Origin of the sequence: Salmonella sp. 32031103-2018-00083-FB-01-SM-01 (genome assembly GCF_017571995.1) — a bacterium.
GTDB classification, from domain to species: Bacteria; Pseudomonadota; Gammaproteobacteria; order Enterobacterales; family Enterobacteriaceae; genus Salmonella; species Salmonella enterica.
Genome location: NZ_JAGEQL010000006.1, coordinates 185,273 through 204,938, shown reverse-complemented (window position 1 = coordinate 204,938; position 19,666 = coordinate 185,273). Strand labels below are relative to the sequence as shown.

Sequence of the window (19,666 nt, the reverse complement as noted above, 5' to 3'; positions counted from 1 at the left end):
GGGAACGACTTATGAAACTAAAGACCACATTGTTCGGCAATGTTTATCAGTTTAAGGATGTAAAAGAGGTACTGGCTAAAGCCAACGAACTGCGTTCGGGGGATGTGCTGGCCGGGGTTGCCGCGGCAAGTTCGCAGGAGCGCGTAGCGGCAAAACAGGTACTGTCGGAAATGACGGTGGCGGATATCCGCAACAATCCGGTGATTGCCTATGAAGAGGACTGCGTGACGCGCCTGATTCAGGACGACGTCAACGAAACGGCCTATAACCGGATTAAAAACTGGAGCATCAGCGAACTGCGTGAATACGTGCTGAGCGATGAAACCTCCGTGGACGACATCGCGTTTACCCGCAAAGGCCTGACCTCCGAAGTGGTGGCGGCAGTGGCGAAAATCTGCTCCAACGCCGACCTGATCTACGGCGGCAAGAAAATGCCGGTGATCAAAAAAGCCAATACCACCATCGGTATTCCGGGCACTTTTAGCTGCCGTTTGCAGCCGAACGATACCCGTGACGATGTACAGAGTATCGCCGCGCAAATCTACGAAGGGCTTTCTTTCGGCGCAGGTGATGCGGTGATCGGCGTTAACCCGGTGACCGATGACGTGGAGAACCTGACCCGCGTGCTCGACACCGTTTACGGCGTTATCGATAAATTCAATATTCCGACCCAGGGCTGCGTGCTGGCGCATGTCACCACCCAGATTGAAGCGATTCGTCGCGGCGCGCCGGGCGGACTGATTTTCCAAAGCATTTGCGGCAGCGAGAAGGGCTTAAAAGAGTTCGGTGTGGAACTGGCGATGCTCGACGAAGCGCGGGCTGTGGGGGCGGAGTTCAACCGCATCGCCGGGGAAAACTGCCTGTACTTTGAAACCGGACAGGGCTCGGCGCTGTCGGCTGGTGCGAACTTTGGTGCCGACCAGGTGACGATGGAAGCGCGTAACTACGGGCTGGCTCGCCACTACGATCCGTTCCTGGTGAACACCGTGGTGGGCTTTATCGGGCCGGAGTATCTCTACAACGACAGGCAGATTATCCGCGCCGGTCTCGAAGATCACTTTATGGGCAAGCTGAGCGGCATCTCGATGGGCTGCGATTGCTGCTATACCAACCATGCCGACGCCGACCAGAACCTTAACGAAAACCTGATGATTCTGCTCGCCACTGCCGGCTGTAACTACATCATGGGGATGCCGCTCGGCGACGACATCATGCTCAACTACCAGACCACCGCTTTCCACGATACCGCCACCGTCCGTCAGTTGCTGAATTTACGGCCATCGCCGGAGTTTGAACGCTGGCTGGAAACGATGGGCATTATGGCAAACGGTCGTCTGACCAAACGGGCGGGCGATCCGTCACTGTTCTTCTGATGACGCGGGGATAACACCATGGATCAAAAACAGATTGAAGAAATTGTACGTAGCGTGATGGCGTCAATGGGACAGGACGTACCGCAGCCCGTCGCGCCGTCAACGCAGGAAGGCGCAAAGCCGCAGTGCGCCGTGCCGACGGTGGCCGAAAGCTGCGCGCTGGATTTAGGTTCTGCGGAGGCAAAAGCCTGGATTGGCGTCGAGAACCCGCATCGTGCGGACGTGCTGACCGAACTGCGTCGCAGTACTGCGGCACGTGTCTGTACGGGTCGTGCCGGGCCGCGTCCACGTACCCAGGCGCTGTTGCGCTTCCTGGCGGATCACTCCCGTTCGAAAGACACCGTGCTCAAAGAAGTGCCGGAAGAGTGGGTAAAAGCGCAAGGGCTGCTGGAGGTGCGTTCGGAAATCAGCGACAAAAACCTGTACCTGACGCGCCCGGATATGGGGCGTCGCCTGAGCCCGGAAGCCATTGACGCGCTGAAGTCACAGTGCGTGATGAACCCGGATGTGCAGGTAGTGGTCTCCGATGGCCTCTCTACGGATGCGATCACCGCCAACTATGAAGAGATCCTGCCGCCGCTGCTTGCCGGTCTGAAGCAGGCCGGGCTGAACGTCGGCACGCCGTTCTTTGTGCGCTATGGCCGCGTGAAGATTGAAGATCAGATTGGCGAAATTCTCGGCGCGAAGGTCGTCATCCTGCTGGTGGGCGAACGTCCGGGGCTGGGGCAGTCGGAAAGCCTCTCCTGCTACGCCGTCTATTCCCCGCGCGTGGCGACCACCGTCGAGGCCGACAGAACCTGTATTTCAAACATTCATCAGGGGGGGACGCCGCCAGTAGAAGCCGCCGCCGTGATTGTGGATTTGGCCAAACGGATGCTGGAGCAGAAAGCGTCCGGCATCAACATGACCCGTTAAGGAGACATCATGCCTGCATTAGATTTGATTCGACCTTCAGTGACTGCCATGCGCGTGATTGCCTCCGTGAATGACGGCTTTGCGCGGGAACTTAAATTACCGCCACATATCCGTAGCCTCGGACTCATCACGGCAGATTCTGATGATGTGACCTATATTGCCGCTGATGAAGCGACAAAACAGGCGATGGTGGAAGTGGTCTATGGTCGCTCCCTCTATGCCGGGGCGGCTCACGGGCCGTCGCCGACCGCCGGTGAGGTGTTGATTATGCTGGGCGGACCGAACCCGGCGGAAGTGCGCGCCGGTCTGGATGCGATGGTCGCCAGCATTGAAAACGGCGCGGCGTTCCAGTGGGCGAACGATGCGGAAAATACCGCGTTCCTGGCGCATGTGGTTTCGCGTACCGGCTCGTACCTCTCGTCTACCGCAGGTATCGCGCTGGGCGATCCAATGGCCTACCTGGTGGCGCCGCCGCTGGAAGCGACATTCGGCATTGACGCGGCGATGAAATCCGCTGACGTTCAGCTGGTGACTTACGTGCCGCCGCCGTCGGAAACCAACTATTCGGCCGCGTTTTTAACGGGAAGCCAGGCCGCGTGTAAAGCCGCCTGCAACGCCTTTACCGACGCCGTGCTGGATATCGCCCGTAACCCTGTCCAGCGTGCGTAACGGAGGCTGCCAATGATCAATGCCCTGGGATTACTGGAAGTGGACGGAATGGTCGCCGCCGTCGATGCGGCGGATGCCATGCTGAAAGCGGCCAACGTGCGTTTGCTCAGTCATCAAGTGCTCGACCCTGGCAGGTTAACGCTGGTGGTGGAGGGCGATCTGGCGGCGTGTCGTGCGGCGCTGGATGCCGGAAGCGCCGCCGCGCAGCGCACAGGCCGTGTGATTAGCCGCAAAGAAATTGGTCGTCCGGAAGAGGACACCCAGTGGCTGATTGGCGGGTTTGCGCGTGCGACAACGCCGACTGAGAAAGCGCCCCAGGTACCCGCAACGCCTGAGTTCGCTGAAGCGTTACTGGCGCTGCTGGCATCAGTACGCCAGGGAATGACGGCGGGAGAGGTTGCCGCGCATTTTGGCTGGCCGCTGGAGCAGGCCAGAAACGTGCTGGAACAACTCTTTTCTGACGGAGCGTTGCGTAAACGCAGTAGTCGCTATCGCATCAAAAATTAATCTGTCGGAGGGCCGGGCGTCCTGGCGGGCGTCCGGCATAGAAGATCATGAAAAAGACCCGTACAGCGAATTTGCACCATCTTTATCATGAAGCGTTACCCGAAGACGTTAAACTTACGCCCAGAGTCGAGGTGGACAATGTTCATCAGCGACGGACGACGGATGTCTATGAACATGCTCTGACTATCACCGCCTGGCAGCAGATCTACGATCAGTTACACCCGGGTAAATTTCATGGCGAGTTCACGGAAATCCTGCTTGATGAGATTCAGGTGTTCCGTGAATACACCGGCCTGGCGCTGCGTCAGTCGTGTCTGGTTTGGCCAAACTCTTTCTGGTTTGGTATTCCGGCGACGCGCGGCGAACAGGGATTTATCGGCGCGCAGGGGCTCGGCAGCGCCGAGATTGCCACCCGACCGGGAGGCACCGAGTTTGAACTGAGCACGCCGGATGATTACACCATTCTGGGCGTCGTTATCTCGGAAGATGTTATTTCCCGTCAGGCCACGTTTTTGCATAACCCGGAAAGGGTGCTGCATATGCTGCGTAACCAGTTAGCGCTGGAGGTAAAAGAGCAGCATAAAGCGGCGCTGTGGGGCTTTGTGCAGCAGGCGCTGGCCACCTTCAGCGAGAGTCCTGAAACCCTGCATCAACCTGCGGTGCGTAAGGTCTTGAGTGATAATTTATTGCTGGCGATGGGCACGATGCTGGAAGAGGCGAAGCCGATTCATAGCGCCGAGAGCATCAGCCATCAGGGATATCGTAGGCTACTGTCGCGGGCGCGGGAATATGTGCTGGAAAATATGTCGGAGCCGTTGACGGTGCTCGACTTATGTAACCAGCTACACGTAAGCCGTCGCACGCTGCAAAATGCGTTTCACGCCATTTTGGGCATTGGCCCCAATGCGTGGCTGAAACGTATTCGCTTAAACGCGGTACGCCGGGAGTTGATTAGCCCGTGGTCGCAGAGCACCACGGTCAAAGATGCCGCGATGCAGTGGGGATTCTGGCATCTGGGGCAATTTGCCACCGATTATCAGCAATTATTTGCCGAAAAACCGTCGTTGACGCTGCATCAACGGATGCGGCAATGGGCTTGATATTGATGGGTAGGCTCTCCGGTTGCTGATAACGTGCGCGTGTCGGGAATTGCCCGGTGGCGGCTGGCGCCTTACCGGGCCTACGGATTCGCTGCTGTCTGTGGTTGGTAGCCCGGACAAGGCGCGCCAGCGCCGCCTCCGGGGAACCGCGCGCAATTTTGTCTCCGCAGATAAACCCGTAAAGCATCCCATCGGCATATTTCTCAATATCTTCATAACTTATTTGTGCGAGGAACATCATCGTTTGCGCGCACGTTGGGCACGTTGGATATTCCGCATCCTGAACCCAGGCCGGGTGGCCGCCGAGCTGTGAGAAGGTCGTGGGTGAATTAGGAACGGCCGTGGCGAAAACGGTGTTATATGCCGTACAACACTACCAGGTCAGAATGCGAATTACCGAGTTCTTTATCTACAATGAACTCGTTTATTTCTACGAGCCTGCTTTTATTCAACGACCAACCGGATAGGCGATAAACAAACCGGCTATCGTCAAAATACATGCCAGTATGCATAGCAAGATACAGTTAACGCTTTTACGCGGAATATGAATAATAAAGCAGAGTAATGCTATCAGGGCCATGACCACAGGGATGGTCACCATATTGACAACCAGAAGCACGATCAGACCGAAGCTCACCCCTCCGCTATGAGGGATGAATATTCTTTCTTCAAAATATATTTCTAGCGTAATGGCAAGCAGGCAGCCAATAAAACTTATACCCAGATGGGGATGCCATTTGGCGTCACTGGTTACTACTTTCCGTGTATTTGTTTGCATTGTTTTACTTTATAAATAAGTTACACCCAGTCGCGTACCTGAATAAACTCGCTCAGCGCCGCTTCCGGGCTACCCGCTTCTGGCTGCCAGTCGTACTCCCAGCGCACCAGCGGCGGCATCGACATCAGGATAGATTCAGTGCGCCCGCCGGTTTGTAGACCAAACAGGGTGCCTCTGTCCCATACCAGATTGAACTCCACGTAGCGCCCGCGGCGATAAAGTTGAAAATTACGCTCCCGCTCGCCCCAGACCATCGCTTTGCGTCGTTCGACAATCGGTAAATACGCCTGGGTGTAGCCGTTACCGACCGCCTGCATAAAGGCGAAGCAGTGGTCGAAATCCGGCGTATTCAAATCGTCAAAAAACAGGCCGCCGATACCGCGTTGTTCGTTGCGGTGTTTGAGGAAAAAGTAGTCGTCGCACCACTTTTTATAGCGCGGATACACATCGTCGCCAAACGGCTGGCACAGGTCGCGGGCGGTGCGATGCCAGTGGACGGCATCCTCTTCAAAGCCGTAATAGGGCGTTAAATCGAACCCGCCGCCAAACCACCACACCGGATCGGCGCCCGGTTTTTCGGCAATAAAAAAGCGCACGTTAGCATGGCTGGTGGGAATATACGGATTGTGCGGATGCACCACCAGCGATACGCCCATCGCTTCAAAACTACGCCCGGCCAGTTCTGGCCGATGCGCGGTGGCGGACGCGGGCATTGCATCGCCGTGAACGTGAGAGAAATTAACGCCCGCCTGTTCGAAAATCCCGCCGTTGCGTAATACCCGGCTGCGTCCGCCGCCGCCCGCTTCGCGTCGCCAGCTATCTTCGACAAAGTTTGCGCCATCCACAGCGGATAACGTTTGGCAAATATCATCCTGCAGGCGTAGCAGAAACTGTTTTACGTGATGTGCATCGGGTTTCATGATTACCGTTTCTTCGTGTGTGCTTTCTGATTATCAAACCAGTGAAAATAACTGATGATGCCGTTGGCGATCGCCGTAGCGATTTTCTGGCGAAACGCCGTCGTGCCCAGCAGACGTTCTTCTTCCGGATTGGTAATAAACGAGGTTTCGACCAGTACCGACGGAATTGACGGTGATTTTAGCACCACGAAAGCCGCTTGTTCGGTAGTGCGGCTGTGTAATTTATGTATGGGTTTGATTTTCTTGAGAATATGCGAACCCAGCGTCAGACTGTTTTTAATCGTATCGGTTTGCACCAGATCAAACAAAACTTGTTGTAATAGATGATCCCGGTCAGTGGCTTTTTTACCCGCCACTTCGTCCGCGCGGTTTTCACGCTCGGAGAGATACTTCGCCATGGCGCTACTGGCCCCGCGGTTGGAAAGCGCAAAAACGGAAGCGCCCGCCGCTTTCGGATTGGTAAAACCATCGGCATGAATGGACATAAACAGATCCGCGCCGTGCTTATGGGCGATTTCCACTCGATCGTACAGCGGAATAAAGGTATCCCCTGTCCGGGTTAAACGCGCATCGATTCCGTGATTTCGCAAAATAGCGCGCACGTTTTTGGCAATTGCCAGCACGACGTGTTTTTCCTGAGAACCGTTGCGGCCAATCGCGCCGGTATCGATGCCGCCGTGTCCGGGGTCGAGCATCACCAACCGTTTACTGCCGGTTTTTTTGGTTTTGGGTTTGCTGTGACCATTACTGGTTTTTAGCGTTTCTTCTTTGGCTATTGCGTGCGACATACCTGACAGCGTCAGGGCCGCCAGACCTGTTTTGAGTACCTGGCGGCGCGATGTGAGAGTTTTTAGGAGTTTAAAAGTGCTCATACGGCCTGAGTTGTGAAAATTAAGTTCAAGATGTTATATCGTATCGCGTAATCCGTTACGACGGTTGGTGATGAGAATTGTTTTACTTTTCATTTCAATACGTGACACATCGCCATTATGCCATTTTTTCCGCTACATCGCGTCAGATATTGGCTGAATCAGATGTTTGCGCCATAATCTTGGTTTTTCCACCCGAAAAGGCAACGAATACCATGGAAATACGCGTTTTTCGCCAGGAAGATTTCGAAGAGGTGATTACCCTCTGGGAGCGTTGCGACCTGCTGCGTCCATGGAACGATCCTGAAATGGATATTGAACGCAAGGTGAATCACGATGTCAGCTTGTTCCTCGTTGCGGAAGTTAGCGGCGAAGTCGTCGGTACGGTAATGGGCGGTTATGACGGGCATCGCGGCTCGGCGTATTACCTGGGCGTTCACCCGGAGTTCCGCGGGCGCGGCATTGCGAATGCGTTGCTTAACCGGCTGGAAAAAAAACTCATCGCCCGCGGGTGTCCGAAAATCCAAATTATGGTGCGTGATGATAACGACGTTGTGCTGGGCATGTATGAACGTCTGGGGTATGAGCATTCTGACGCCCTAAGTTTGGGTAAACGCCTGATTGAAGATGAAGAGTACTGAGTTTCATCCAGCCGATTATGATGTACACGGACGTTTACGCCTGCCGTTTCTGTTCTGGTGCGTACTGCTACTTCAGGCGCGCGCCTGGGTACTCTTTGTCATTGCCGGTTCATCCCGTGGACAGGGTAATACTTTGTTAAACTTTTTTTATCCCGACCATGACAATTTTTGGCTGGGGCTGTTGCCCGGCGTTCCGGCGGTAGTGGCCTTTTTACTCAGCGGGCGGCGTGAAGCGGTTCCTGGTGTGTGGCGCTGGCTGCGCGGACTCCTGATCCTTGCTCAACTGGTGTCGTTGTGCTGGCTGCCGGTGATGTGGCTGGGTGGCGACCCGGTCAACGGCGTCGGGCTGGCGCTGCTGCTGGCGGACATCGTCGCGCTGATCTGGCTGTTAACCAATCAACGTTTGCGTGCCTGTTTTTCCTTTGAGAAAGAATAACGGCACTTTTTGGCGAACCCGCACTCCAACCAACGTTAATTAATAAAAGAAAGGAAGTGAGATGAAATCGCTGCGTTTGACTTTACTCGCACTGCCGCTGGCGCTGACCGGCTGCTCGACGCTTTCCTCGGTCAACTGGTCTGCCGCAAATCCATGGAACTGGTTTGGTTCCTCGACAGAAGTTACTGAGCAAGGCGTGGGAGCGTTGACCGCCGCCACGCCGCTGGAAGAGCCGGCTATTGCAGAGGCATTAGATGGCGATTATCGCCTGCGTAGCGGTATGAAAACCGATAACGGTAACGTGGTGCGCTTTTTCGAAGCGATGAAGGGCGACAATGTCGCGATGGTGATCAACGGCGAGCAGGGAACCGTGAGCCGTATTGATGTGCTGGACAGCGATATCCCAACCGCCGCGGGGGGCAAAATTGGTACGCCGTTTAGCGACCTTTACAGCAAAGCGTTTGGTCACTGCGAGCCGGTTTCCAGCGATAGCCATACCAGCGTCGAATGTAAAGCCGAGGGAAGTCAGCATATTAGCTATGTTTTCTCCGGCGAGTGGAGCGGACCGGAAGGCTTAATGCCTCCTGATGACGTCTTAAAAAACTGGGACGTGCGCAAAATTATCTGGCGTCGTTAATTTGCGCCTGAACAAACCGCTTCGCTTAAAAACAAGGTAAAATAGCCTCCATTAATGCCACGACTGCGTGGCATTCTCATTTTCAGGAGGAATCATGTCTCAGGTTCAAAGTGGCATTTTGCCGGAACATTGCCGTGCGGCAATTTGGATTGAAGCCAATGTGAAAGGCGACCTGGACGCCCTGCGCGCGGCCAGCAGAACATTTGCCGATAAACTGGCAACCTTCGAAGTCAAATTTCCGGACGCCCATCTTGGGGCCGTTGTGGCGTTTGGCAACAACACCTGGCGCGCCCTGAGTGGCGGCGTCGGGGCGGAAGAACTGAAAGATTTTATTCCTTATGGTAAAGGGCTGGCGCCGGCCACGCAGTATGACGTGCTGATCCATATCCTTTCTCTGCGCCACGATGTGAATTTTTCTGTTGCCCAGGCGGCGATGGAAGCCTTCGGCGACTGTATCGACGTGAAAGAAGAAGTTCACGGCTTCCGTTGGGTGGAAGAACGCGATCTGAGCGGCTTTGTCGACGGGACAGAGAACCCGGCGGGCGAAGAGACGCGCCGTGAAGTGGCGGTGATCAAAGATGGCGTGGATGCCGGCGGCAGTTATGTGTTCGTGCAGCGTTGGGAACACAATCTCAAGCAACTTAACCGGATGAGTATTCACGATCAGGAGATGATGATCGGGCGTACCAAAGAAGCCAATGAAGAGATTGACGGCGATGCGCGTCCGGCAACGTCTCACCTGAGCCGCGTCGATCTCAAAGAAGATGGCAAAGGGCTGAAGATTGTGCGCCAGAGCCTGCCATACGGCACCGCCAGCGGTACTCATGGTCTCTATTTCTGCGCTTACTGCGCACGTCTGCACAATATCGAACAGCAGCTTCTGAGTATGTTCGGCGATACCGACGGTAAACGCGACGCGATGCTGCGCTTCACCAAGCCGGTAACTGGCGGCTACTATTTTGCGCCGTCGCTGGATCGCCTGTTAGCGCTATAAGGTAAAACCCTGTCGGATGGCAGCGCAAACGCTTTATTCGACCTACGATTGGTAGGACTGATAAGCGCAGCGCCATCAGGCAGAACAGCATAAAAATGCCCATCCCCGCCTCCGCGGGGATTTTTTTACCTAATATTTACCTGAATTAGTGAGCTATTCCTCAGCACTTATTTGTTATTACTGTATTTTCAGTGTTAATGGAGTGTAAGACTCCATATTCAAAAGGAGACATTGAAAATGGGTAAACTCACGGGCAAGACAGCATTGATTACGGGCGCATCGCAGGGCATTGGCGAAGGGATCGCTCGCGTATTCGCACGCCACGGCGCGAACTTAATCTTGCTGGATATCTCCGATGAGATTGAAAAACTGGCGGATGAGCTGGGCGGGCGCGGACATCGCTGTACTGCCGTTAAGGCTGACGTCAGAGATTTTGCTTCGGTGCAGGCGGCGGTTGCGCGCGCCAAAGAGACTGAAGGTAGAATTGATATTTTGGTGAATAACGCTGGCGTGTGCCGTCTGGGCAACTTCCTCGATATGAGTGAAGAAGATCGCGATTTCCACATTGATATTAATATTAAAGGTGTCTGGAACGTCACCAAAGCCGTCCTGCCGGAGATGATTAAACGTAAAGATGGCCGCATTGTGATGATGTCTTCCGTCACGGGAGATATGGTGGCGGACCCGGGTGAAACGGCCTATGCGCTGTCAAAAGCCGCCATTGTCGGTTTAACCAAATCGCTGGCGGTAGAGTATGCGCAGTCCGGTATTCGTGTGAATGCCATTTGCCCCGGTTATGTAAGAACGCCGATGGCGGAAAGCATTGCCCGTCAGTCTAACCCTGACGATCCGGAATCGGTATTAACGGAAATGGCAAAAGCTATTCCGCTACGCCGTCTTGCCGATCCGCTGGAAGTAGGGGAACTGGCGGCATTTCTGGCTTCCGATGAGTCCAGCTATCTTACCGGAACGCAAAACGTCATTGATGGCGGCAGTACCCTGCCTGAAAGCGTAAGCGTAGGCGTCTGATTGATGCCGGTCTCCTCCCCGCGCCGCGTGGGGAGGGATTCTCTTATTCCCTTTTCAACTTTCAAATCATCAAACGGTATATAAAACCGTTACTCCTTTAGCGCTGGTTATAAATATGATGGCCATAAGAAAGTCATTAAATTTATAAGGGTGCGCAATGGCCGTTAACTTACTGAAAAAGAGACCCCTGACGCTGGCAGCAATGCTGTTACTGGTAGGGCAGGCGCAGGCAACGGAGCTGCTGAACAGCTCATACGATGTCTCCCGCGAGCTGTTTGCCGCCCTTAACCCGCCGTTTGAGCAACAATGGGCGAAGGAGAACGGCGGCGATAAGCTGACGATTAAGCAGTCTCATGCCGGGTCATCAAAACAGGCGCTGGCGATTTTGCAGGGACTGAAGGCAGACGTCGTGACCTATAATCAGGTGACCGACGTACAGATTCTCCATGATAAAGGCAAACTGATCCCTGCCGACTGGCAAAGCCGTCTGCCGAACAACAGTTCGCCATTCTATTCCACGATGGGCTTCCTGGTGCGCAAGGGGAACCCGAAAAATATTCACGACTGGAGCGATCTTGTACGTTCCGACGTGAAGCTGATTTTCCCTAACCCGAAAACCTCCGGCAACGCCCGTTACACGTATCTGGCGGCATGGGGCGCGGCGGATAACGCGGACGGCGGCGATAAAGCCAAAACCGAACAGTTTATGACCCAGTTCCTGAAAAATGTCGAAGTGTTTGATACCGGCGGTCGCGGCGCTACGACTACCTTTGCCGAGCGTGGCCTGGGCGATGTGCTGATTAGTTTTGAATCGGAAGTGAACAACATCCGCAAACAATATGAAGCCCAGGGATTTGAAGTGGTGATCCCGAAAACGAACATTCTTGCTGAATTCCCGGTCGCCTGGGTGGATAAAAACGTGCAGGCCAACGGCACAGAAAAAGCCGCCAAAGCTTACCTGAACTGGCTGTATAGCCCGCAGGCGCAGACCATCATCACCCATTACTACTACCGCGTGAATAACCCGGAAATCATGGGCAAGCAAGCAGATAAATTCCCGCAGACCGAACTGTTCCGTGTGGAAGACAAGTTTGGTTCCTGGCCGGAAGTGATGAAAACGCACTTTGCCAGCGGCGGCGAGCTGGACAAACTGTTGGCGGCGGGGCGTAAGTAATGCTTGCCGTTTCTTCCCGACGCGTGCTGCCCGGCTTTACGTTAAGCCTCGGCACCAGTTTGCTGTTTGTCTGCCTGATCCTGCTGTTGCCGTTGAGCGCGCTGGTGATGCAGCTCTCACAGATGAGCTGGGCGCAATACTGGGATGTCGTGACCAACCCTCAGGTGGTGGCTGCCTATAAAGTGACGCTACTGGCGGCATTTGTAGCGTCGATTTTTAACGGCGTGTTTGGCCTGTTGATGGCGTGGATTTTAACCCGCTACCGTTTTCCAGGGCGCACGTTGCTGGATGCGCTGATGGATCTGCCGTTTGCGCTGCCGACAGCGGTGGCGGGGTTAACGCTGGCCTCGCTGTTCTCAGTGAACGGTTTCTACGGTCAGTTTCTAGCGCAGTTTGATATCAAAGTGACCTATACCTGGCTCGGTATTGCGGTGGCGATGGCCTTTACCAGCATTCCATTTGTGGTACGCACCGTCCAGCCGGTACTGGAAGAGCTGGGGCCGGAATATGAAGAAGCGGCACAAACGCTGGGGGCCACCCGCCTGCAAAGTTTTCGCAAAGTCGTGCTGCCTGAGCTGTCGCCTGCGCTGATTGCCGGCGTGGCGCTCTCTTTTACCCGTAGCCTGGGCGAGTTTGGCGCGGTGATTTTTATCGCCGGAAATATCGCCTGGAAAACAGAAGTGACCTCGCTGATGATTTTTGTGCGTTTGCAGGAGTTTGATTACCCCGCCGCCAGCGCCATTGCCTCGGTGATCCTTGCGGCATCCTTGCTGCTGCTGTTCTCTATCAATACCTTGCAAAGTCGCTTTGGTCGACGTGTGGTAGGTCATTAATGGCGGAAGTGACTCAATTGAAGCGATACGACGTCCCCCGCATTAACTGGGGAAAATGGTTTTTGATTGGCGTCGGGATGCTGGTTTCGGCGTTTATCCTGCTGGTGCCGATGATTTACATCTTCGTGCAGGCGTTCAGCAAAGGGTTAATGCCGGTACTGCAAAATCTGGCCGATCCGGACATGCTGCACGCCATCTGGCTGACGGTGTTGATTGCCTTGATCGCAGTGCCGGTGAATCTGGTGTTCGGCATTCTGCTGGCGTGGCTGGTGACGCGCTTTAACTTCCCCGGACGTCAGCTACTGCTGACCCTGCTGGATATTCCCTTTGCCGTCTCGCCAGTGGTGGCCGGTCTGGTTTATCTGCTGTTTTATGGTTCCAACGGCCCGTTGGGTGGCTGGCTGGATGAGCATAATTTGCAAATGATGTTCTCCTGGCCGGGGATGGTACTGGTCACTATTTTTGTCACCTGTCCGTTTGTGGTGCGCGAACTGGTGCCAGTGATGCTCAGCCAGGGCAGTCAGGAAGATGAGGCGGCGATTTTACTGGGCGCATCCGGCTGGCAAATGTTTCGCCGCGTGACATTGCCGAATATTCGCTGGGCGCTACTCTACGGCGTGGTGTTAACCAACGCCCGCGCGATTGGCGAGTTTGGCGCGGTGTCGGTGGTGTCCGGCTCGATTCGCGGCGAAACGTTATCGCTACCGTTACAGATTGAATTACTGGAGCAGGACTACAACACCGTCGGCTCCTTTACCGCCGCCGCATTGTTGACGCTAATGGCGATTATTACCCTGTTTTTGAAGAGCATGTTGCAATGGCGTCTGGAGAATCAGGAAAAACGCGCGCAACAGGAGGAAAATCATGAGCATTGAGATCGCCAGAATTAAGAAATCGTTTGGTCGCACTCAGGTACTGAATGATATCTCGCTGGATATTCCTTCCGGCCAGATGGTTGCCTTGTTGGGGCCGTCAGGTTCCGGTAAAACGACGCTGCTGCGCATTATTGCCGGGCTGGAACATCAGTCCAGCGGCCATATTCGTTTCCACGGTACGGACGTTAGCCGCCTGCACGCGCGTGAGCGTAAAGTCGGTTTTGTGTTTCAGCACTATGCGCTGTTTCGCCATATGACGGTGTTTGACAACATCGCTTTTGGCCTGACGGTGCTGCCGCGACGCGACCGCCCAACTGCGGCGGCGATTAAAACTAAAGTGACGCAATTGCTGGAGATGGTGCAACTGGCGCACCTCGCGGATCGCTTCCCCGCCCAGCTTTCCGGCGGACAAAAACAGCGCGTGGCGCTGGCGCGCGCGCTTGCCGTGGAACCGCAAATTCTACTGCTGGATGAACCCTTTGGCGCGCTGGATGCCCAGGTACGTAAAGAGTTACGTCGCTGGTTGCGCCAGCTACATGAAGAACTGAAATTCACCAGCGTCTTTGTCACCCACGATCAGGAAGAAGCGACGGAAGTGGCGGATCGGGTGGTGGTGATGAGTCAGGGCAATATCGAACAGGCTGATGCGCCGGATCGGGTGTGGCGTGAACCGGCAACCCGCTTCGTACTGGAGTTTATGGGCGAGGTGAACCGCCTGACAGGCACCGTCCGCGGCGGGCAGTTTCACGTTGGCGCGCATCGCTGGCCGCTGGGTTATACGCCCGCGTACCAGGGGCCGGTCGATCTGTTCCTGCGTCCGTGGGAGGTGGATATTAGCCGCCGCACCAGCCTGGATTCTCCGCTACCAGTACAGGTCATTGAGGCCAGCCCGAAAGGTCATTATACACAGCTAGTGGTGCAGCCGCTGGGGTGGTATCACGATCCGCTGACGGTGGTGATGGCGGGTGACGACGTCCCGCAGCGCGGCGAGCGTTTGTTTGTCGGCTTACAGAACGCACGTCTCTATCATGGCGACCAGCGTATTGAGCCCCATGAGGCGCTTGCTCTTGCGGAGTCTGCCTGATAGGTTAATTTGCATAGTTATCGCCCGGTGGCGCTTCGCTTACCGGGCCTACAGCGTATATCGTGATTTTGTAGGCCGGGTAAGCACAGCGCCACCCGGCATTTTTATTGAGCTGAAAACGTGAATACATTAGAACAAACCATCGGCAATACGCCACTGGTCAAATTACAACGTCTGGCGCCGGATAACGGCAGTGAAATCTGGGTCAAGCTGGAAGGCAATAATCCAGCAGGATCGGTGAAAGATCGCGCGGCGCTATCGATGATTGTCGAGGCGGAAAAGCGCGGGGAAATTAAACCGGGCGATGTCCTGATTGAAGCGACCAGCGGCAACACTGGCATTGCGCTGGCGATGATCGCCGCGCTGAAAGGTTATCGCATGAAGCTGTTGATGCCAGACAACATGAGCCAGGAGCGTCGGGCGGCAATGCGGGCCTATGGCGCGGAGCTGATTCTGGTCACTAAAGAGCAGGGAATGGAAGGGGCGCGCGATTTAGCGCTCGCTATGTCTGAGCGCAGAGAAGGTAAACTGCTCGATCAGTTTAATAATCCTGATAATCCCTACGCCCACTACACGACCACCGGCCCGGAAATCTGGCGGCAAACGCAGGGGCGGGTAACGCATTTTGTCTCCAGCATGGGCACGACCGGCACCATTACCGGCGTGTCGCGTTTTCTGCGCGAGCAGGAAAAGCCGGTCACTATCGTTGGCCTGCAGCCGGAAGAGGGCAGCAGTATTCCGGGAATTCGCCGCTGGCCTGCGGAATATATGCCGGGCATATTTAACGCTTCGCTGGTGGATGAGGTGCTGGATATTCATCAGAATGATGCCGAAAACACCATGCGTGAACTGGCGGTGCGTGAAGGGATTTTCTGCGGCGTGAGTTCTGGCGGCGCGGTAGCGGGTGCGTTACGCGTCGCACGAGCCACGCCCGGTGCGGTAGTGGTGGCAATTATCTGCGATCGCGGCGACCGTTACTTGTCTACCGGCGTGTTTGGTGAAGAGCATTTCAGCCAGGGGGCAGGGATTTAAACGAGATGCCATCGTCGTATGACACCCGTGTGTTATAGCGTTTTATCCGTTTCCGCAATAAGCGCATGTAAATAAGGCTGCGCGTTTTCATCGCTTTTACCAGGAATTTTAACGATATAGGGTTTTCCGGTGATGGACGACGACGCGACTTTATCGATAAACTGTTCGGCGGTGTCGATACGATTGCGCGTGTTACCCAGTTTTAAGCGCAGGTGCGATACGGCTTCCTCGCAGTTATGCGCATCACCGTTACGAACGAATGTCAGATCCTGTTTCTGCGCCAGCGCATTCAGCATGGCGTTAATACGCGCTTCTTCATGGGCGTTCAGCTTCGCCCAGGCGGGTAGGGTCAGCAGGAGCGCAACGACGGCGCAGACAATTTTCTTCATGGTAAAATCCTTTTTCATGCGATAATCACTGCACCTCAGACCGTTAGCCGGGTAATAAGTTGCACTCCTGGTGGGGTTATTTCTGTGAGTGCGCCAGCGTGAGTTCATCCAGAAAACGCCACAGCTTTTCATTCATCTGCTGGTAATCCCATGCGCGCATCTCGGCGACCGAGCGGATAAAACGCATCCCTTGCGCGTCGGCCAGCTCCTGCTGCGAATGTTGGATTAATCCTTCAACCGCCTCAGCGGTAAATTCCATATGACACTGGAAGCCGTAGACAAAATTGCCGTACTGCACTATCTGACGTGGACAGCCTTCGCTTTCGGCCAGCACGGTCGCCTGATCGGTGAGTCCTGGCATATCGTTGTGCCAGTGGCCGACGGTTAACGGGGAGCCAAAGTGGGCGATAAGCGGATGCCGCAGACCGGCTTCAGTGAGCGTAATAGGGTAGTGACCAATCTCTTTTTCCGGACTTTGGCACACAGCGGCGCCCAGCGCCTCGCCAATGAGCTGCGAACCAAGACAAATGCCGATAACCATTCGCCGGGCCGTAATCGCCTGATTAATTAAGTGCTGTTCGGCGCGAGAGTCAAAGTACGGGCACTCTTCGCGGGTGGTGCGCGGCGACTGCGGACCGCCAAATACCACGAGCATATCGAACTCATCGGCATTGGGCGGTAGCGCTTCTCCGACATAGACGCGCGACCATGAAATGGTATAACCGCGATCTTCAGCCCATTTCAGATAAGCGCCAGCAGATTCAAACGACTCATGGACAACAAAATGAACTCGCACGTTATTTTCTCCTGTTAGCGATTTAGCGCCTGATGGATATCAGCCGCCAGCGTGTTGATCTCGCTGTCATTTAATGTCGACAGCGTGATACGTAGACCGTGAGACGGCGCGCTTACGCCAAAGGCTTCTCCCTCGCGTACCAGCCAGCCGGATTTTGCCAGCGTAAACGCGGTAGCCTGGCTATGGGTGTCCAGCGGGAGCCAGGCATTCACGCCGTCGCCGGGAGAAAGGGCGATGCCATATTGCTGTAGGGCGCGGGCCAGTTTTTGTTGCCGGGTGGCGTAAAACAGCCGCGTTTGCGCCAGCCTGTGCTGATACTCAGGGTCGGTCAGGCAGGCGTAGACCAGATCCTGTAACAGATGGCTGACCCACTGACTACCGGCATTTAGCCGCAGCCGAAGTTTTGCCGAGGTCGCGCTGTCGCTGGCGACAATAGCAAGACGTAAATCGGGGCCGAGGGCTTTGGAAACGGAGCGTATCACCGCCCAGTGTTGCGTTGTCTGCGCAATAACCGGCTGCCAGGGCGACGAAGAAAGTAGAGCGAAGTGATCGTCGATAATGACCACTACCTGAGGGTAACGCGCCAGCATATTTTGCAGCGCAGCGGCGCGGCGAGCGCTCAGGCTACAGCCGGTAGGGTTGTGTGCGCGCGGCGTTAAGATCACTGCCCGCGCGCCCTGATTTAGCGCCTGCTCCAGCTTTTCAGGCTGCATTCCTTCGCTATCTACGCTGACCGGGCTGGCGCTAAAACCGGCATAGCGCAGCATATTGATACTGCTTAAAAAACAGGGATCTTCCACCGCGACGCTGTCGCCCGGCAGCAGATGCGCGCAAAGCAGTCTTTCGATAGCGTCGATAGCTCCGCTGGTGATATCAATTTCGCCTGCGACGGGAGTGGCATCCCGTAGCCAGCGCGCCGCCCAGGCGTGTAGTTCAGGGGAAACGGGCGCATCGCCGTAGAGATGCGGCGTGCGGTTGAGACGGGCAAAATAATGGCTGAGGTCAGGCAGACGCTGCGGATCGGGATTGCCGCCGGAAAGGTCGTGCAGAGGCGTATGCGGATCGCCGCCTTCCAGCGCTACGGGAGACGGACTGCCTTTAATCACCGTCCCATTGCGGCCTAAACTTTGCGCCAGTCCCGCCGTTATCAGCCGTTTATACGCCGCTGCGACGGTATTGCGGTTCACCTTTAATTCGTTTGCCAGCTCCCGTACCGGCGGGAGCGAATCCTCTGCCCGTAACGTGCCGGCAATAATGTGTTGACGGATACTGTCAAAAATTTCGTTAGCGGTTTTTCCGTCGATCATTATTGACCTATGACAAAATGAATTTTAGCATATGACAATGATAATGAGGCGGTAGCCTGCTGTCCAGCGAGAGGAAAATTTTATGGGACAAGAGAGTGATATTCAGTCAGTGCTCTTCGACGACAACCATCGGGCGTTACAGACCGATATCGTCGCCGTCCAGTCACAGGTCGTGTACGGCAGCGTAGGCAACAGCATCGCTGTTCCGGCCATTAAAGCGCAGGGATTACGCGTGGCGGCTGTCCCGACGGTGCTGTTCAGCAATACGCCGCACTATAAAACCTTTTATGGCGGCATTATTCCCGCCGAGTGGTTTGCAGGCTACCTTACGGCGTTGAATGAGCGCGATGCGCTACGTGAATTAAAAGCGATTACCACCGGTTACATGGGCAGCGCAGACCAAATTGTCTTGCTTTCGAAGTGGCTAATGGCGATCCGGGCTTCGCATCCGGAGGTGTGTATTCTTGTTGATCCGGTCATTGGCGATACCGACAGTGGAATGTATGTGCAGGCGGAAATTCCGCAGGCTTATCGCACACATTTGTTGCCGCAGGCGCAGGGGCTAACGCCGAACGTATTTGAGCTGGAGATGCTGAGTGGTAAACCGTGCCGCACGCTGGAAGAGGCGGTGGCGGCGGCGCAATCGCTGCTTTCCGATACGCTGAAATGGGTGGTTATCACCAGCGCGCCGGGCGAATCTCTGGAGACCATAACGGTTGCCGTCGTTACCGCGCAGGTCGTGGAGGTCTTTGCCCATCCGCGGGTGGCGACGGAGTTAAAAGGGACGGGAGATCTCTTTTGCGCCGAGCTGGTCAGCGGTATTGTGCAGGGAAAAAAACTGACGACCGCGGCAAAAGATGCGGCGCAGCGCGTGCTGGAGGTGATGACCTGGACACAGCAGTGTGGCTGTGATGAGTTAATTCTGCCGCCGGCAGGGGAGGCGCGATGAAGAGTTATCGGCTGGTAGTTCGCCAGCAGGGACGTATCGTGGGGCATTTTGAAACGAGCGGGCTGGACGCGCTGGAAGATATTTGCGTAGCGCGGGCGATGTTTGGTATCACTGGCGGCTATCAGTGCGAGTTGCAAGTGTCCGATTCCGAACGCAGGATGCTGGAGAGTGGCCCGGATGGGATGAAGATCCTGATGCGCGAGAAGTGCTTTCGCCCGGTGACCTCGCAGTTGTAACCCGTGGATTGGCGCTGAAATGTTCGCAACCTTGTAGGCCTGATAAGCGTAGCGCCATCAGGCAGTGCGCCGCACCATCGCCGGATGGCGGCGCAAGCGCCTTATCCGGCCTACAGGCAAAAA

The 19,666-nt window shown here is 55.3% G+C and carries 23 protein-coding genes and 1 pseudogene; 17 read left to right on the top strand and 7 right to left on the bottom strand.

Going from position 1 to position 19,666, the window contains the following annotated elements:
• Window positions 1-11: 11 nt before the first annotated feature.
• From eutB to eutR, 5 genes are read left to right on the top strand one after another with little or no spacing between them, the layout of a single operon-like run.
• A complete protein-coding gene (gene eutB / locus J4614_RS17765; protein ID WP_000769990.1) occupies window positions 12-1,373 on the top strand; it encodes an ethanolamine ammonia-lyase subunit alpha in 1,362 nt (453 codons plus the stop codon).
• An 18-nt stretch (window positions 1,374-1,391) separates the two neighbouring features.
• On the top strand, window positions 1,392-2,288 hold the full coding sequence (eutC, locus tag J4614_RS17760) for an ethanolamine ammonia-lyase subunit EutC (RefSeq protein ID WP_000372357.1): 897 nt from the start codon (window positions 1,392-1,394) through the stop codon (window positions 2,286-2,288).
• Between the two features lie 9 nt (window positions 2,289-2,297).
• The gene (eutL, locus tag J4614_RS17755; RefSeq protein WP_001111056.1) at window positions 2,298-2,957 is read left to right on the top strand and encodes an ethanolamine utilization microcompartment protein EutL; all 660 of its coding nucleotides are present in this window, start codon (window positions 2,298-2,300) and stop codon (window positions 2,955-2,957) included.
• Window positions 2,958-2,969: 12 nt separating this feature from the next.
• Window positions 2,970-3,464: an ethanolamine utilization microcompartment protein EutK gene (gene eutK, locus J4614_RS17750; protein ID WP_000606266.1), complete on the top strand. Its 495-nt coding sequence runs from the start codon at window positions 2,970-2,972 to the stop codon at window positions 3,462-3,464.
• A gap of 47 nt (window positions 3,465-3,511) precedes the next feature.
• A complete protein-coding gene (gene eutR / locus J4614_RS17745) occupies window positions 3,512-4,564 on the top strand; it encodes an HTH-type transcriptional regulator EutR (RefSeq protein ID WP_000753666.1) in 1,053 nt (350 codons plus the stop codon).
• Between the two features lie 166 nt (window positions 4,565-4,730).
• On the opposite strand, the pseudogene J4614_RS17740 reads toward eutR, so the two are convergent.
• The 4 genes and pseudogenes from J4614_RS17740 to amiA form a co-directional block, all read right to left on the bottom strand.
• Window positions 4,731-4,958 (bottom strand): annotated as a pseudogene (locus tag J4614_RS17740) (DUF1963 domain-containing protein); the annotation flags it as partial.
• Between the two features lie 54 nt (window positions 4,959-5,012).
• The gene (locus J4614_RS17735) at window positions 5,013-5,342 is read right to left on the bottom strand and encodes a hypothetical protein (RefSeq protein ID WP_001635072.1); all 330 of its coding nucleotides are present in this window, start codon (window positions 5,340-5,342) and stop codon (window positions 5,013-5,015) included.
• 20 nt (window positions 5,343-5,362) lie between these two features.
• Window positions 5,363-6,262 carry an oxygen-dependent coproporphyrinogen oxidase gene (gene hemF / locus J4614_RS17730; RefSeq protein ID WP_000801343.1) on the bottom strand — a complete coding sequence of 300 codons (900 nt, stop codon included), beginning with the start codon at window positions 6,260-6,262 and terminating at the stop codon, window positions 5,363-5,365.
• 2 nt (window positions 6,263-6,264) lie between these two features.
• The gene (gene amiA / locus J4614_RS17725; protein ID WP_000102880.1) at window positions 6,265-7,134 is read right to left on the bottom strand and encodes an N-acetylmuramoyl-L-alanine amidase AmiA; all 870 of its coding nucleotides are present in this window, start codon (window positions 7,132-7,134) and stop codon (window positions 6,265-6,267) included.
• A 212-nt stretch (window positions 7,135-7,346) separates the two neighbouring features.
• On the opposite strand from amiA, the gene J4614_RS17720 reads away from it, so the two are divergent.
• From J4614_RS17720 to cysM, 10 genes are all read left to right on the top strand, one after another.
• Window positions 7,347-7,772, top strand: coding sequence for a GNAT family acetyltransferase (locus J4614_RS17720; protein ID WP_000406008.1), 426 nt, complete (start codon window positions 7,347-7,349; stop codon window positions 7,770-7,772).
• Window positions 7,759-8,208, top strand: coding sequence for a DUF2919 domain-containing protein (locus tag J4614_RS17715; protein WP_017441396.1), 450 nt, complete (start codon window positions 7,759-7,761; stop codon window positions 8,206-8,208). Before J4614_RS17720 ends, J4614_RS17715 begins: the two co-directional genes overlap by 14 nt.
• A gap of 61 nt (window positions 8,209-8,269) precedes the next feature.
• Window positions 8,270-8,845 carry an RpoE-regulated lipoprotein gene (locus tag J4614_RS17710; protein ID WP_000838968.1) on the top strand — a complete coding sequence of 192 codons (576 nt, stop codon included), beginning with the start codon at window positions 8,270-8,272 and terminating at the stop codon, window positions 8,843-8,845.
• Window positions 8,846-8,939: 94 nt separating this feature from the next.
• The gene (gene yfeX / locus J4614_RS17705) at window positions 8,940-9,839 is read left to right on the top strand and encodes a porphyrinogen peroxidase (RefSeq protein WP_000084583.1); all 900 of its coding nucleotides are present in this window, start codon (window positions 8,940-8,942) and stop codon (window positions 9,837-9,839) included.
• Between the two features lie 237 nt (window positions 9,840-10,076).
• The gene (gene ucpA, locus J4614_RS17700; RefSeq protein ID WP_000517460.1) at window positions 10,077-10,868 is read left to right on the top strand and encodes an SDR family oxidoreductase UcpA; all 792 of its coding nucleotides are present in this window, start codon (window positions 10,077-10,079) and stop codon (window positions 10,866-10,868) included.
• Between the two features lie 157 nt (window positions 10,869-11,025).
• The gene (gene cysP, locus J4614_RS17695; RefSeq protein WP_000290284.1) at window positions 11,026-12,042 is read left to right on the top strand and encodes a thiosulfate/sulfate ABC transporter substrate-binding protein CysP; all 1,017 of its coding nucleotides are present in this window, start codon (window positions 11,026-11,028) and stop codon (window positions 12,040-12,042) included.
• Window positions 12,042-12,875 carry a sulfate/thiosulfate ABC transporter permease CysT gene (gene cysT, locus J4614_RS17690; protein ID WP_000881745.1) on the top strand — a complete coding sequence of 278 codons (834 nt, stop codon included), beginning with the start codon at window positions 12,042-12,044 and terminating at the stop codon, window positions 12,873-12,875. Before cysP ends, cysT begins: the two co-directional genes overlap by 1 nt.
• Window positions 12,875-13,750 (top strand): sulfate/thiosulfate ABC transporter permease CysW, encoded by an 876-nt coding sequence (gene cysW / locus J4614_RS17685; protein WP_000852705.1) that lies wholly within the window; start codon window positions 12,875-12,877, stop codon window positions 13,748-13,750. The genes cysT and cysW overlap by 1 nt, the downstream gene beginning before the upstream one ends.
• Complete coding sequence (gene cysA / locus J4614_RS17680) at window positions 13,740-14,834, top strand: sulfate/thiosulfate ABC transporter ATP-binding protein CysA (RefSeq protein ID WP_000021072.1); 1,095 nt, start codon at window positions 13,740-13,742, stop codon at window positions 14,832-14,834. The genes cysW and cysA overlap by 11 nt, the downstream gene beginning before the upstream one ends.
• A gap of 120 nt (window positions 14,835-14,954) precedes the next feature.
• On the top strand, window positions 14,955-15,866 hold the full coding sequence (gene cysM / locus J4614_RS17675) for a cysteine synthase CysM (RefSeq protein WP_208293266.1): 912 nt from the start codon (window positions 14,955-14,957) through the stop codon (window positions 15,864-15,866).
• A gap of 32 nt (window positions 15,867-15,898) precedes the next feature.
• Here cysM and J4614_RS17670 read toward each other — a convergent pair whose 3' ends face one another.
• Genes J4614_RS17670 through ptsJ form a run of 3 tightly spaced genes read right to left on the bottom strand, consistent with a single transcriptional unit; the run spans window position 15,899 to window position 18,358 of the window.
• Entirely contained in the window at window positions 15,899-16,273 is a 375-nt protein-coding gene (locus tag J4614_RS17670; protein WP_208293265.1) for a YfeK family protein, read from the bottom strand.
• A 58-nt stretch (window positions 16,274-16,331) separates the two neighbouring features.
• Window positions 16,332-17,051, bottom strand: coding sequence for a type 1 glutamine amidotransferase (locus J4614_RS17665; protein ID WP_208293264.1), 720 nt, complete (start codon window positions 17,049-17,051; stop codon window positions 16,332-16,334).
• A 14-nt stretch (window positions 17,052-17,065) separates the two neighbouring features.
• Entirely contained in the window at window positions 17,066-18,358 is a 1,293-nt protein-coding gene (gene ptsJ, locus J4614_RS17660) for a transcriptional regulator PtsJ (RefSeq protein WP_208293263.1), read from the bottom strand.
• Between the two features lie 82 nt (window positions 18,359-18,440).
• Between ptsJ and pdxK the strand changes: the two genes are divergently transcribed.
• Entirely contained in the window at window positions 18,441-19,307 is an 867-nt protein-coding gene (gene pdxK, locus J4614_RS17655) for a pyridoxine/pyridoxal/pyridoxamine kinase (protein WP_023214282.1), read from the top strand.
• Window positions 19,304-19,543: a hypothetical protein gene (locus J4614_RS17650; RefSeq protein ID WP_000844541.1), complete on the top strand. Its 240-nt coding sequence runs from the start codon at window positions 19,304-19,306 to the stop codon at window positions 19,541-19,543. Before pdxK ends, J4614_RS17650 begins: the two co-directional genes overlap by 4 nt.
• Window positions 19,544-19,666: the final 123 nt, after the last annotated feature.